The sequence below is a fragment of the Nonomuraea sp. NPDC049480 genome (assembly GCF_044465905.1).
Classification (GTDB): Bacteria; Actinomycetota; Actinomycetes; order Streptosporangiales; family Streptosporangiaceae; genus Nonomuraea.
This window is the reverse complement of the sequence record NZ_JBITMD010000011.1, coordinates 276,133-288,701: the sequence shown is the minus strand read 5'-3', so window position 1 is coordinate 288,701 and position 12,569 is coordinate 276,133. Positions and strand designations below refer to the sequence as shown.

Here is a 12,569-nt window from a genome sequence, read left to right as displayed (position 1 = left end):
GCCAATCTTCATAACACCTTTGCTACGCCGCTGTCACAGCAATCCCGCTAGTCATACCCCAAAACAGGCAATTATCACGTAAATCGGGACAAGTCATTACCGAAAGTGATCCCAGCCGCCTTGTCCCAGTTCGCGGCCATATACCAGCACGCCTTCCCCCTCGACCACGCGGCCCACGATCTGCCACGACGCCGGCAGCCGTACCTCCGGGGGAAATACGGCCGCGAGCGCGTGATCTTCCCCACCCGTGAGCACCCACTCCAGCGGATCGAGCCCAAGTTCTTTGGCCGCCACCGCCACCGGCTCACCCACGGCGAACACCTGCGGATCCAGCTCGATCCGCACCCCGCTCGCCTTCGCGACGTGCCCCAAGTCCTGCAGCAGCCCGTCGCTGACGTCCAGCATCGCGCTCGCGCCCAGCTCGGCCGCCCGCACCCCCTCCGCGTACGGCGGACAGGGCCGCCGGTGCGCGGCCACGGCCTCCTGGAGCGCCGCGGAGTCCACCGGCGCTCCGGCGTCCAGCAGCGCCAGCCCGGCCGCGGCGTACCCGAGCCGGCCGGCGACCGCCACCACTTGCCCCGGCGCGGCGCCCGCCCGGGTCACGGGAGGCCGCCCGCCCAGGTCGCCCAGCGCGGTCACGCCGAGGACCACCAGGTCACACCGGGTGACGTCGCCGCCGGCCACGCTCGCGCCGGCCACGGCGCACTCGTCGCGGAACCCGTCGGTCAGCCCGTCCAGCCACGCCACCGGCAGGTCCGCCGGAATTCCCAGCCCGACCACGATGGACGTCGGCGTCGCGCCCATGGCCGCCACGTCCGCGAGGTTCTGCGCCGCGGCCTTGCGGCCTACGTCATATGCGCTGGACCAATCGCGGCGGAAGTGCCTACCCTCGATCAGCAAATCCGTGGACACCACCACGCGCCCGTCGGGCGCGCCGATCATCGCGGCGTCGTCACCCGGGCCCAGCATTACTGCCGCGCTCTGGGGCAGACGTCCGGTAATACGAGTTACCACACCGAATTCGCCGAGATCTCCGACTGTGATGACGCACCTCCTGACGCACACAGGGTACGGTGGCCCTTCGGCGTGATCCAATCGCCCGGGAGGACGTAATGGTGCAGGCCTACATCCTTATTCAGACCGAGGTCGGCAAGGCCGCTGCCGTGGCTCGCGAGATTTCCGGGATCCCCGGCGTCACTCAGGCGGAGGACGTGACGGGTCCCTATGACGTGATCGTCCGCGCGGAGGCCCGCAACGTCGACGAGCTGGGCAAACTCGTCGTTGCGCAGATTCAGGCGGTGGAGGGGATCACGCGTACGCTTACGTGTCCGATCGTTCACATTTAAAGGTAGTCGTCGCATGCGTGCCGCCGCCCTCCTGCTCGTTCTCCTAGCGCTCGCCGGGTGCGGCGGCACCGTACAGGTCGAGCCGCCCGTGCCGCAGGGCCCGGCGGTCGCCGCCTGCGGCAAGCTGGCGACGCTGCTGCCCCAGACGCTCGACGGGGAGCCGCGCGGCACGTCCACGCCGGAGTCGCCGTACGTGGCCGTCTGGGGCGACGGCGTCATCGCGCTGCGCTGCGGCGTGCCCCGGCCGGCCAGAATGGCGCCCACCGATCAGCTGCAGGAGATCGGCGGGGTGGGCTGGTTCCCCGATCCCGAGAAGCCCGCGTTGTTCACCGCCGTGACCGACTCCGCGTACGTGGAGGTCACGGTCGGCGGTGAGCACACGGCCGCCGAGGTGCTCTCGGACCTGTCGAAGGCGGTCGGGCAGATCTCACCCCAGGCCGGCGGGAGCGGCGGGCCCGCGGACTCCACCCTGTTCTACACACTCAACGCCCCCTGACGTCACCGCAGTCCGGCCGACCGGGACAGCGCCAGCTGGATGAGCCGGTCGACCAGCGCCGGATACGGCATCCCGGAGGCCGCCCAGAGCTGCGGCGCCACCGACAGCGACGTGAACCCGGGCATCGTGTTGATCTCGTTGAAGACCAGCTTGCCGTCGGGCGTGTAGAAGAAGTCCACCCGCGCGAGCCCCTCGCAGTCGAGCGCCTCGAACGCGGCCACGGCCATCGCCCGCAGCTCCTCGGCCGTCTCCGCCGGAATGCCGGCGGGCACGGTCAGCGACATCTGGTCGGGGTAGTACTTCGCCTCGAAGTCGAAGAACTCCTGCCCGCCCTCGACCCTCACCTCGCCGGGCAGCGACGCGACCGCCGGCTCGTCGCCGAATGACTCCAGCACGGCGCACTCGATCTCCCGGCCCTCGATCGCGGCCTCGATGAGCACCTTGGGGTCGTGCTGCCGGGCGAACTCGACGGCCTCCTCCAGCTCGGCCCGGTCGTGGGCCTTGGAGATGCCCTGCGAGGACCCGGCCCTGGCGGGCTTGACGAACACCGGCCAGCCGAGCTCCTCCGCGTTCTTGAGCACCAGCTCGCGGTTGAGCCGCCAGTCCCGGTCGCGCACCACCAGGTAAGGTCCCGTCGGCAGCCCCGCGGCGGCCATCACGGTCTTCATGTGGGCCTTGTCCATGCCCACCGCGCTGGCCAGCACGCCGGAGCCGACGTAGCGCACCCCGGCCATCTCCAGCAGCCCCTGAATGGTGCCGTCCTCTGCGAATGCGCCGTGCATCACGGGGAACACCACGTCGACCTGGCCGAGCTCCACGGGGATGCTGCCCGGGTCGTAGGCCACCAGTGAGGGGCCGCCGGAGGGCAGCGCCAGCGCCGCGCCCGAGGTGTCGACGGCCGGCAGCTCGCCGCCCTCGATGGCGAACCGCTGGTCGGACGTGGCCAGCACCCACCTGCCGTCCTGGGCGATCCCGATGGGGATCACCTCGTACTTGGTCCTGTCGATCACGTCCAGCACGCTGCCCGCGCCCATCAGGGACACGGCGTGCTCGGAATTGCGGCCTCCGAAAACAACGGCGACGCGTGGCTTGCTCATGGTGTCCGAATCTACCCGGGTGTCCTCAGCACAGCGAGCCAAGCACGCCGCCCGAACGAAGTGAGGCCATGAACCCCGTCACAGGCCGTACCGCTCCGGTTTGGGTGAACGCGACATGAGCAGCATCCCCGCCTCGGCAGGCGACATGCCGTCGTGCACGACCCCGACGACCACTTCGGTGATCGGCATCTCCACGTCGTGCTTCCTGGCCAGCTGCAGCACCGACTCGCAGGACTTGACGCCCTCGGCGGTCTGCTTGGTGGCGGCGACCACCTCGGCCAGCGTCATGCCCCTGCCCAGGTTCTCGCCGAACGTGCGGTTGCGCGACAGCGGCGACGTGCACGTGGCGACCAGGTCGCCCATCCCGGCCAGGCCCGCGAACGTGTGCGGGTCGGCCCCCAGCGCGGCGCCCAGGCGGGAGATCTCGGCCAGTCCTCTGGTGATGAGCATGGCGCTGACGTTGTCGCCCATGCCCATGCCCGCGGAGACGCCCACGGCCAGCGCGATGACGTTCTTCACCGCGCCCCCCAGCTCGACGCCGACCACGTCGGGGTTGGTGTACGGACGGAACCACGGCGGCAGGTGGCAGATCGCCTGGAGGCGCTCGGCGACCGACAGATCCGTGCAGGCCACGACCGTCGCGGCAGGCTGGCGGTGGGCGATCTCCTTGGCCAGGTTGGGGCCGGAGACGACCGCGACCCGTTCTTCGGGCACCTCGGCGACCTCGCGGATCACCTCGCTCATCCGCTTGGTCGTGCCCAGCTCGATGCCCTTCATCAGGCTGACCAGAACCGCGCCGGGCGGGATGTGCTCGCGCCAGGCGGCCAGGTTGGGCCGCAGGAGCTGCGACGGCACGGCCAGCACCACGAAGTCCGCCCCGTCGAGCGCCCGCTCGGGGTCCGTGGTGGCGCGCAGCGCGGCCGGCAGGACCACGCCGGGCAGGTAGTCGGGGTTCACGTGCGTACGGTCGATCGCCTCGGCCAGGTCAGGTCTGCGACCCCACAACGTGACCTGGTTGCCTGCCTCCGTCAGAAGCATGGCGAATGTGGTGCCCCACGAGCCCGTGCCGAAAACGGCCACCTTTGTCATGCCATCACCGCCTGGCGGGATCATAGGGGGTCTCGGGGGCCTTCTCGCCACGCAACTCCGCCAGCTGCTCGGTGATCGCCGCCATGATGTCGGCCGTGGCCTCGCGCAAGACGTCGGCGTGCAGCGAATTGCCCTGGTATTTCGACAGGTCCACGGGCGGGCCCACCGACACCTGGAACGTCTTGCGCGGGAGCAGCCTGGGCTTCTTCTCCCCGTACGGCAGCAGCTCCTGCGCCCCCCAGTGGGCCACCGGGATGACCGGGACGCCGCTCTCCAGCGCCAGCCGCGCCGCGCCCGTCTTGCCCACCATGGGCCACAGGTTCGGGTCCCTGGTGCAGGTGCCCTCCGGGTAGAACAGGATCGCGCAGCCGTCACCGAGCCGCTCGGCCGACAGGCGCAGCGACCTGGCGGCCTCGCTGCTGCCGCGTTCGACGGGGATGGCCAGCAGCCCCGTGACGGCCTTTCCCAGGAAGGGCACCTTGAACAGGGCCGACTTGGCGAGGATTACCGGCCAGCGCCCGTTGTTGTAGAGGAAGTGCGACAGCAGAACCGGATCCGTCCACGAGAGGTGGTTGGTCGCGATGATCACGCCGCCGGTGCGGGGGATGCGCTCGCCATGTCGCCAATCCCGCTTGACCAGGAGCCGGGACAGGGGTTTCACCACGACTACTGCGAAGGTTTCCCAGAAACGCGACGGTCTCGTGGGGCGGCTCATGGTCTCCTCCTCCGGTATGAGCCCCAAGTCTCCCGGTTGGCCGCATGGGATGTCGAGGCACGATGCTTAAGCCTATGAGCATCCGCTGGTCACTGGTCATTCCGGTGAAAACGCTGGTCGCGGCCAAGACCCGGCTGGCCGCCGCGACGGGTCCGCATCGTACGAAGTTCGCCGTGGCCGTGGCCAGTGACACCGTGGCGGCGGCGCTCGCCTGCCCGCTGGTCGCGCGGGTGATCGTGGTGACGGCCGACCCCGCCGCCGCGGGACCGCTGGCGGCGTTGGGCGCCGACGTGGTGCCCGATCCCGACCGCGGCCTGAACACCGCGCTGCGCACGGGCGCCGCCCACGCCGTACGCGTCGCGCCCGGCGACGCGGTGGGCGCGCTGCAGGCGGACCTGCCCGCGCTGCGGCCGGCCGAGCTCGGGGCGGCGCTGACCGCGGCGGCCGAGTTCGACCAGTCCTTCGTGCCGGACGCGCTCGACGTGGGCACCACGTTCTACGGGGTACGCCCGGGGACGCCGTTCACGCCGAGGTTCGGCGGCGAGTCGCGGGCCAAACACCTGGCCGCCGGGGCGAAGGAGCTGTGCGTGCCGGGCATCGAGTCGGTCAGGCGCGACGTGGACACGCCCGACGACCTGCGCGCGGCCGTCGCGCTCGGGCTGGGCGGGCACACGGCGGCCGTGGTCGCCGAGCTGTGGCCCGCCTCATGAGGCCGGCGCGAGGGCCCGCATGATCCCCGGGGCCAGGACGACGGCGAGGTACGACAGGCCGAGCCCGGCGACGCCCGCGGCGAAGACCGCGTAGCCGCCGAGCCACTCCCCCAGCGCGCCGCCGGCCAGCCCGCCCAGGGGCGTCGCGCCCCACATGAGGAAGCGCATGCTGGCGTTGACGCGGCCGAGCAGGCGTTCGGGGGTGATGCGCTGGCGGTGGCTGAGCTGGGCGATGTTGAACACCATGCCGGCGGCTCCGGCCAGGGCGGTGAAGACGGGGAACGCCGCCAGCCGCCAGCCGGGGCCGGTGGCCAGGGCGGGCAGGCACAGGACCATCGTCGCCAGCGCGGATCCGTAGATGACCCGGCCGGCGCCCAGCCTGGCCGTCAGCCGGGCCGCCAGCGGCGCGCCGGCCAGGGCGCCGACGGCGGCGGCCGACAGCAGCAGGCCGTAGGCGGTGGCGCCGAGGCCGAGCTCCGCCACCAGATAGAGCGGGTAGCCGACCGCGCAGGCGCCCATCGCCACCCTCGTGAGCGCGCCGCCGATCGCGATCCTGCGCAGCACAGGGTCCCGGACGACGAACGAGATCCCCTCCGCGACCTCCGAACGCACCCCCGGGGCACGCGTCCCCGGCGCCTCCACCTCGGGTGCCCGCGCCGGCTTCTCCACGGCCCGTACACCCGAGAACAGCAGCCCCGACACCAGGTAGCTGAGCGCGTCGGCGAGCAACGCGAACGGCGCGGTCAGCGCGACGACCAGCCAGCCGCCCACCCCTGGGCCCGCCAGCACGGACACCTGCCTGGTGACCTCCAACCGGCCGTTGGCGCGTTCGAGCCGGTCCTTGGGCACGATCGCCGGGAGGAAGCTCATCTGCGCCACGTCGGAGAACACCGTGCCGACGCCCAGCACCAGCGCCACGGCGCACAGGTGCGGCAGCGTGAGCACGCCCAGCCAGGCTGCGGCGGGAACGGTCAGCAGCGCCACGCCTCTGGTCAGGTCGGCCCAGACGAGGATCGGGCGGCGGCGCATCCGATCCACCCAGACCCCGGCGGGCAGCCCGATCAGCAGGAACGCGACCGTCTGGACGGCGGACAGGAGGCCGAGCTCGAAACCTCCGGCGTCCAGCGTGAGCAGCGCGGTCAGGGGCAGCGCGACGACCGTGACCTGCGTCCCCAGCTTGGTGACGCCGTTGGCCCACGTGAACCGCCGGAAGTCGCCACCCATACCTGGCGATCCTGGCGTGCTCGCCGATCAGCGGCAATCGGATTACGCTGGTCTGCGTGCAGGCGACGGTACGCAGCTTCGACGAGGCCACGCGCTCGGGCACGGTCTTCCTGGACGACGGGACCGTGCTGGAGTTCGGCACGGCGGCCTTCGACGCCGGCCCGCTGCGGCTGCTGCGCACCGGGCAGCGGGTCAACCTGGCGACGACGGCCGGGCGGATCACCTACATCACGCTCTCGACCTTCCCGGTCCCGAGCCCGTGAATGCGGACGCCCGGGCCGTGAAGCCCGGGCGTGGCCAGTCCGCTGGAACTACTTCTTCTTGCCGACTTTCTTGCCGCCCTCATTGACCAGCTCTTTGAAATCGGAGCCGGGCCGGAACTTCGGCGCCCAGCTCTCCGGGACGTTGATTTCCGCGCCGGTGGACGGGTTTCTGGCCGTGCGTGCGGGCTTGTTCACCATCTCGAACGCGCCGAAGCCCGTGATGGAGACCTTGTCTCCGCCCGCCACGGCCTTCTGGATGGCGTCGATGACCGCGTTCACGGCCTCGGTGGCCGTCTTCCTGTCGCCCACCCGGTCCGTGATGGCCTCGACGAGTTCTCGCTTGTTCATGAAAGTCCTGCTCCCCCAGTTACGGCTCAGGGTTCCAGCTCACGAGTTCGACGAGCTTATTGCTCGGGAGCCGCGCTCCCTTCGTAGAAACCCCTTACGCGCTCGAAAGTAGGCGGGATCGCGGGGGAACTCAATCACCGAGCGTGTTTTCGTCATTGCGTGGCGTGTCGGGTCCCTGGTCGAGGCAGGCCAGAAACGCCTCCAGGCGGACCGCGGCTCTTTCCGGGTCACGCTTGGCGAGATCGCAGATCGCGAGGTAACGCCGGGCCACCCGCTCCTTCTCACCGGGGGGCAGCATGCGGACGCGGCGGTGCGCGTCGCGCAACCGCCGCGCCAGTGCGTCGTCTTCTATACGGTCGTCGGCAGCCATGGCTGCCGACCATTCTCGTATGCCGCGATGTCGTCGGCGTGACGCAGGGTCAGCCCGATGTCGTCGAGCCCCTCCATGAGCCGCCAGCGGGTGTAGTCGTCGATCTCGAACGACACGACCTCGTCCGCCCAGCGCACCTGGCGGTCGGCCAGGTCGACGGTGATCTCCAGCTTCGGGTCGGCCTCGACGGCCGACTGCAGGGCCTCGACCTTGTCGTCGGGCAGGATGACCGGCAGCAGACCCATCTTGGTGGAGTTGTTGCGGAAGATGTCGCCGAAGCGGGCGGCGATCACGACGCGGAACCCGTGCTGCTGCAGCGCCCAGACGGCGTGCTCGCGGGAGGAGCCGGTGCCGAAGTCGGGGCCGGAGACGAGGATCGTGCCGCCCTCGTAGGCGGGGTCGTTCAGCACGAACGCCGGGTCCTCGCGCCAGGCCGCGAACAGGCCCTTCTCGAAGCCGGTGCGGCTGACCTGCTTGAGCCAGACGGCCGGGATGATCTGGTCGGTGTCGACGTTGCTGCGGCGCAGCGGCACCGCCGTACCGGTGTGAGTGGTGAAGGCGTCCATCAGGTTCTTTCCTTACAGGTCTGCGGGAGCGGTCAGGCGGCCGGTGACGGCGGTCGCGGCGGCGACCTGCGGCGACACCAGGTGTGTACGGCCACCCTTGCCCTGGCGGCCCTCGAAGTTGCGGTTGGAGGTCGAGGCGCTGCGCTCGCCCGGCTGGAGGGTGTCGGGGTTCATGCCCAGGCACATCGAGCAGCCGGCCTCGCGCCACTCGGCGCCCGCGGCCTTGAACACCTCGTGCAGGCCCTCCTGCTCGGCCTGGTGCTTGACCATCATCGAGCCGGGCACGATCAGCGTGCGGGTCTTCACCTGGCGGCCGCGCAGGATCTCGGCGGCCGAGCGCAGGTCCTCGATGCGGCCGTTGGTGCACGAGCCGACGAAGACGGTGTCGACCTCGATCTCGCGCAGCGGCGTGCCCGCGGTCAGGCCCATGTACTCCAGCGCCCGCTCGGCGGCCGAGCGGGCGACCGGGTCGGCGAAGGACTGGGGGTTGGGGACGGAGTCGCCCAGCGGCAGGCCCTGGCCCGGGTTGGTGCCCCACGTGACGTACGGGGTCAGCGTCGACGCGTCGATCTCCACGACCTTGTCGAACACGGCGTCGTCGTCGGTGCGCAGCGACTTCCAGTATTCGACGGCCTGGTCCCACGCCTCGCCCTCGGGCGCGTGCTTGCGGCCTTTGAGGTAGGCGAACGTGGTCTCGTCCGGCGCGATCATGCCGGCCCGCGCGCCCGCCTCGATCGACATGTTGCAGACCGTCATGCGGCCCTCCATGGAGAGCTTGCGCACGGCCTCGCCGCGGTACTCGACGATGTAGCCCTGGCCGCCGCCAGTGCCGATCTTGGCGATGATGGCCAGGATCAGGTCCTTGGCGGTGACGCCGGCGGGCAGCTCGCCGGAGACCTCGATGGCCATCGTCTTGGGACGGTAGGCCGGCAGTGTCTGCGTGGCCAGCACGTGCTCGACCTCGGAGGTGCCGATGCCGAACGCGATGCCGCCGAACGCGCCGTGCGTCGAGGTGTGGGAGTCGCCGCAGACGATCGTCATGCCCGGCTGGGTCAGGCCGAACTGCGGGCCGATGATATGGACCACGCCCTGCCCGGCGTCGCCCATCGGATGCAGCCTGACGCCGAACTCGGCGGCGTTCTTGCGCAGAGTCTCGACCTGCGTCTTGGACACCGGGTCGGAGATCGGGCCGAGCACGGTCGGCACGTTGTGGTCCTCGGTGGCGATCGTGAGATCGGGCCTTCGCACCTTCCGGCCGGCGAGACGGAGACCGTCGAACGCCTGCGGACTGGTCACCTCGTGAATGAGGTGCAGGTCGATGTAGAGCAGGTCAGGTTCGCCCTCGGCACGCCGGACGACGTGTTGCTCCCAGACCTTCTCGGCCAGTGTGCGGCCCATGCTGATCTCCTCCTCGAGAACTTCCTCCGACTTGCTTTCTCATATGTCGAGACTGCAGTATCGGTGTATGGACAACTCTAGCGGAGTCGGAGTACTCGACAAGGCAGTTCTTGTACTCAATGCCCTCGAAGCGGGACCCGCCTCTCTGGCACAGCTCGTCCAGGCCACCGGTCTGGCCCGTCCCACGGCCCACCGGCTGGCGGTCGCTCTTGAGCACCACCGCATTGTGAGCCGTGACACGCAGGGCAGGTTCGTGCTGGGCCCGCGGCTCTCCGAGTTGTCCACCGCGGCCGGCGAGGACCGGCTGCTCGCGGTGGCCGCCCCCGTGCTGGTGCAGCTGAGGGATCTGACGGGGGAGAGTGCGCAACTCTACCGCCGCCAGGGCGATGAGCGGGTCTGCGTGGCGGCGGCGGAGCGATCCAGCGGCCTGCGGGACACGGTTCCCGTGGGCTCGGCGCTGCCCATGACGGCCGGCTCGGCTGCGCAGATTCTTTTGGCGTGGGAGGAGCCCGACCGGCTGCACCGCGGCCTGCGCGGCGCCAAGTTCACCGCCGCCACGCTGGCCTCCGTACGGCGCCGCGGCTGGGCCCACAGCGTCGGCGAGCGCGAGCAGGGCGTGGCCAGCGTTTCCGCCCCCATCAGGGGCAGCGGCGGGAAGGTGATCGCCGCCGTGTCCGTCTCCGGGCCCATCGAACGGCTGACGCGGGCACCGGGACGGCTGCACGCGGTGCCGGTCATGGCCGCCGCCGAACGCATCACGGAGGCGATGCGTCGCACGTCATGATCAGCAAAAGGATGTATTTCGGGAGCCGACAGCCTCGCGGGCACACTAGCCTGAGTGCGTGACAGATCGCATCGAGGTAGCCGCCACTGAGCTGCGACCCCTGCTTGAAGAGTTCATCATGTGGGCGCGTGCGAACGCGCCCGACAGCGACCCCGAGCTCGTGGGACCCGCCGCACTCTGGCACCGTCTCGCCTTCTCGCAGGACCTCGGCACCTGGAAGCGCACCGACCTGCGCAACCTTCTGCTGGACCGCATGCCCAAGGTCGTGGAGGATCCCGACGCGGCCGCGGACGGGATGCTCCCGGCCGTGGACGCCTACCTCACGTTCCTCTCGCAGACCGGCAGGCTGACCAAGGGCTCGGACTCCCTCGCCGATCTGCAGGCCGAACTCGACGATGTCGAAGACGAGTTCGTCGATCTCATGGAGGAGTTGCTGGACGACTCCGAGGGCGACGAAGAGGCCGGGGAGGAGGAGACCGGCGACCTCGGCGACCTCGGCGACTTCGAGCCGTTCGCCGACGAGCTGGCCGAGCTCGACACGATCAGGCTGCGGCCCGACTCCGAGCTGGCCGCGGCCGCCCGCCAGGCGCCGCTCATCGCCAAGGCCCGCGACCTGGCCCTGTGGGTGGGGTCGGGTCGCAGTGTGGGCGAGGAGACGCTGCTCACCGACGCGGAGGTGGAAGAGGCTCTGGCGACCGTCGGGCTCCCCAAGCCCGACGTCGACGGCCCGATCGCCGAGGCCGTGCCCCAGCTCTGGAACATCTGGAACCTGGCCGTCGACCTGGAGTTCCTCGAGCCGGGCGAGGGCAGCACGGTCGCGGTGCAGGACGACACCGCGGAGTGGCCGTTCGACGACGACGAGGACGTGCTCGACGCGTGGATGCTCGGGCTGCACTCGGTCGACTACGGCGACCCGGAGCTGCCCGACGACGATCTGACCATGGCCCTGACCGGCCTGACCCGCGGCGTGCTGGTCCGCCTGCTGCTCGCGGGCGGCTCACGCGACCTCGACGAGCTGACGCAGGAGCTGGCCGAGGCCGCCGCCGAGCTCGACGAGGAGCTGGGCGCGGACGCGTGGGAGGCCGCGGGCGACCCGCTGGCGCCCGCCATCGACTGGCTCGTGGGCTACGGCATGGTCGAGGTCCAGGGCCGGACGCTCAGCCTCACGCCGCTCGGCACCGAGGGCGTCGTCCATCTGGTGGACGACGCCGACATCGAGGTGGACGCGCGGCCCGCGATCGAGTCCATGAGCGCCCACGAGCTGCTCGCGCTCAGCGCGGAGCTGCCCGAGGAGGAGGCCGACGCGGAGTTCGCCGCCTGGATGCGGCTGCGCGAGCCGGCCAGGGCCGCCGAGGAGCTGCTGGAGGCGGCGGCCGAGGACGAGAACGACGCGCTGATCAGGGTGCAGGCCGCCAGCGTGGTCGGCACGCTGGACGAGGCCGCCATCCCGGCCTGGCAGGCGGCGCTCAAACAACCGTCGCTACGGCCGTACGCGGCCACGCACCTGAGTCAGCTCGGGGTCGAGGGGGCGCCCGAGCCGACACCGGATGACACGCACTGGCTGATCCTCGACATGTGGACCATCTCGGCCGGGCTGGGGCGGTCGGAGTTCGTGACCAGTCTCCAGGACATCGGGCCTGACATGGTCAACGACCTGCTGGAGGTGATCTGGAAGATCCCGCACGCGCACGTGGAGGAGCTGCTGGATCTGATCTCGCAGGTGCATCCGGACAAGCAGGTGGCCAAGGCGGCCCGGCGGGCGCTGTACAAGGCCCGCTCGGCCAGCGCGGTGTGACGCGCTCCGCGTGCTGAAGGCCCCCGCCGTACATGGCGGGGGCCTTTCCGCTCTTGACGGCTCCGGTCTTCACGGCTCCGCGTGAGAGCCGGGAACCGGCCGGAAAAGCAAAACGCTCCGGGCCATGGGCGCCGGAGCGGGTGATGCAGACGTAGTCCCGACCGGATTCGAACCGGCGCTACCGCCTTGAGAGGGCGGCGTCCTGGGCCACTAGACGACGGGACCTTCGCGAGCTTGTGACAGTGGTAGTCCCGACCGGATTCGAACCGGCGCTACCGCCTTGAGAGGGCGGCGTCCTGGGCCACTAGACGACGGGACCCTGTCCACAAGCTGGTGCCGGGTCTCCCCGGCGACGCAGGTAACTCTAC

Annotated in this window: 15 protein-coding genes and 2 tRNA genes; 6 read left to right on the top strand and 11 right to left on the bottom strand. The window is 70.6% G+C overall.

The window, feature by feature from the left end; genetic code table 11:
- Positions 1-96 precede the first annotated feature (96 nt).
- A complete protein-coding gene (locus tag ACIBX3_RS30785; RefSeq protein ID WP_397123025.1) occupies positions 97-1,065 on the bottom strand; it encodes a thiamine-phosphate kinase in 969 nt (322 codons plus the stop codon).
- A 47-nt stretch (positions 1,066-1,112) separates the two neighbouring features.
- On the opposite strand from ACIBX3_RS30785, the gene ACIBX3_RS30780 reads away from it, so the two are divergent.
- Both ACIBX3_RS30780 and ACIBX3_RS30775 read left to right on the top strand, forming a co-directional pair.
- The gene (locus ACIBX3_RS30780; RefSeq protein ID WP_188191651.1) at positions 1,113-1,346 is read left to right on the top strand and encodes an Lrp/AsnC family transcriptional regulator; all 234 of its coding nucleotides are present in this window, start codon (positions 1,113-1,115) and stop codon (positions 1,344-1,346) included.
- Positions 1,347-1,359: 13 nt separating this feature from the next.
- On the top strand, positions 1,360-1,842 hold the full coding sequence (locus ACIBX3_RS30775) for a DUF3515 domain-containing protein (RefSeq protein ID WP_397123023.1): 483 nt from the start codon (positions 1,360-1,362) through the stop codon (positions 1,840-1,842).
- Between the two features lie 2 nt (positions 1,843-1,844).
- Here the strand turns inward: ACIBX3_RS30775 and ACIBX3_RS30770 are convergent, their stop codons facing one another.
- The 3 genes from ACIBX3_RS30770 to ACIBX3_RS30760 all read right to left on the bottom strand — a co-directional run bounded on the left by ACIBX3_RS30770 (position 1,845) and on the right by ACIBX3_RS30760 (position 4,743).
- Positions 1,845-2,939, bottom strand: coding sequence for a D-alanine--D-alanine ligase family protein (locus ACIBX3_RS30770; protein ID WP_397123021.1), 1,095 nt, complete (start codon positions 2,937-2,939; stop codon positions 1,845-1,847).
- Between the two features lie 78 nt (positions 2,940-3,017).
- Positions 3,018-4,028: an NAD(P)H-dependent glycerol-3-phosphate dehydrogenase gene (locus ACIBX3_RS30765; protein WP_397123019.1), complete on the bottom strand. Its 1,011-nt coding sequence runs from the start codon at positions 4,026-4,028 to the stop codon at positions 3,018-3,020.
- A 4-nt stretch (positions 4,029-4,032) separates the two neighbouring features.
- Positions 4,033-4,743 carry a lysophospholipid acyltransferase family protein gene (locus ACIBX3_RS30760; RefSeq protein WP_397123017.1) on the bottom strand — a complete coding sequence of 237 codons (711 nt, stop codon included), beginning with the start codon at positions 4,741-4,743 and terminating at the stop codon, positions 4,033-4,035.
- Positions 4,744-4,817: 74 nt separating this feature from the next.
- Between ACIBX3_RS30760 and cofC the strand changes: the two genes are divergently transcribed.
- On the top strand, positions 4,818-5,453 hold the full coding sequence (gene cofC, locus ACIBX3_RS30755) for a 2-phospho-L-lactate guanylyltransferase (protein ID WP_397123015.1): 636 nt from the start codon (positions 4,818-4,820) through the stop codon (positions 5,451-5,453).
- On the opposite strand, the gene ACIBX3_RS30750 is transcribed toward cofC, so the two are convergent.
- Entirely contained in the window at positions 5,448-6,677 is a 1,230-nt protein-coding gene (locus ACIBX3_RS30750) for an MFS transporter (protein ID WP_397123013.1), read from the bottom strand. The genes cofC and ACIBX3_RS30750 overlap by 6 nt on opposite strands.
- A gap of 56 nt (positions 6,678-6,733) precedes the next feature.
- Here ACIBX3_RS30750 and ACIBX3_RS30745 point away from each other — a divergent pair, with 56 nt between their 5' ends.
- Positions 6,734-6,940 (top strand): hypothetical protein, encoded by a 207-nt coding sequence (locus ACIBX3_RS30745; RefSeq protein ID WP_397123011.1) that lies wholly within the window; start codon positions 6,734-6,736, stop codon positions 6,938-6,940.
- Between the two features lie 48 nt (positions 6,941-6,988).
- Here ACIBX3_RS30745 and ACIBX3_RS30740 read toward each other — a convergent pair whose 3' ends face one another.
- The 4 genes from ACIBX3_RS30740 to leuC all read right to left on the bottom strand — a co-directional run bounded on the left by ACIBX3_RS30740 (position 6,989) and on the right by leuC (position 9,622).
- Positions 6,989-7,288: an HU family DNA-binding protein gene (locus tag ACIBX3_RS30740; RefSeq protein WP_397123009.1), complete on the bottom strand. Its 300-nt coding sequence runs from the start codon at positions 7,286-7,288 to the stop codon at positions 6,989-6,991.
- A 130-nt stretch (positions 7,289-7,418) separates the two neighbouring features.
- Entirely contained in the window at positions 7,419-7,658 is a 240-nt protein-coding gene (locus ACIBX3_RS30735; RefSeq protein WP_397123007.1) for a hypothetical protein, read from the bottom strand.
- Positions 7,637-8,224, bottom strand: a complete 588-nt coding sequence (gene leuD / locus ACIBX3_RS30730) for a 3-isopropylmalate dehydratase small subunit (RefSeq protein ID WP_397123005.1) — start codon at positions 8,222-8,224, stop codon at positions 7,637-7,639. The genes ACIBX3_RS30735 and leuD overlap by 22 nt, the downstream gene beginning before the upstream one ends.
- Positions 8,225-8,236: 12 nt before the next feature.
- On the bottom strand, positions 8,237-9,622 hold the full coding sequence (gene leuC, locus ACIBX3_RS30725; protein WP_397123003.1) for a 3-isopropylmalate dehydratase large subunit: 1,386 nt from the start codon (positions 9,620-9,622) through the stop codon (positions 8,237-8,239).
- A gap of 67 nt (positions 9,623-9,689) precedes the next feature.
- On the opposite strand from leuC, the gene ACIBX3_RS30720 reads away from it, so the two are divergent.
- A complete protein-coding gene (locus ACIBX3_RS30720; protein ID WP_188191639.1) occupies positions 9,690-10,406 on the top strand; it encodes an IclR family transcriptional regulator in 717 nt (238 codons plus the stop codon).
- A 58-nt stretch (positions 10,407-10,464) separates the two neighbouring features.
- Positions 10,465-12,201 carry a hypothetical protein gene (locus ACIBX3_RS30715; RefSeq protein ID WP_397123001.1) on the top strand — a complete coding sequence of 579 codons (1,737 nt, stop codon included), beginning with the start codon at positions 10,465-10,467 and terminating at the stop codon, positions 12,199-12,201.
- 152 nt (positions 12,202-12,353) lie between these two features.
- Here the strand turns inward: ACIBX3_RS30715 and ACIBX3_RS30710 are convergent.
- Both ACIBX3_RS30710 and ACIBX3_RS30705 read right to left on the bottom strand, forming a co-directional pair.
- Positions 12,354-12,426, bottom strand: a tRNA-Glu gene (locus tag ACIBX3_RS30710).
- 18 nt (positions 12,427-12,444) lie between these two features.
- Positions 12,445-12,520 (bottom strand) — tRNA-Glu (locus ACIBX3_RS30705).
- Positions 12,521-12,569: the final 49 nt, after the last annotated feature.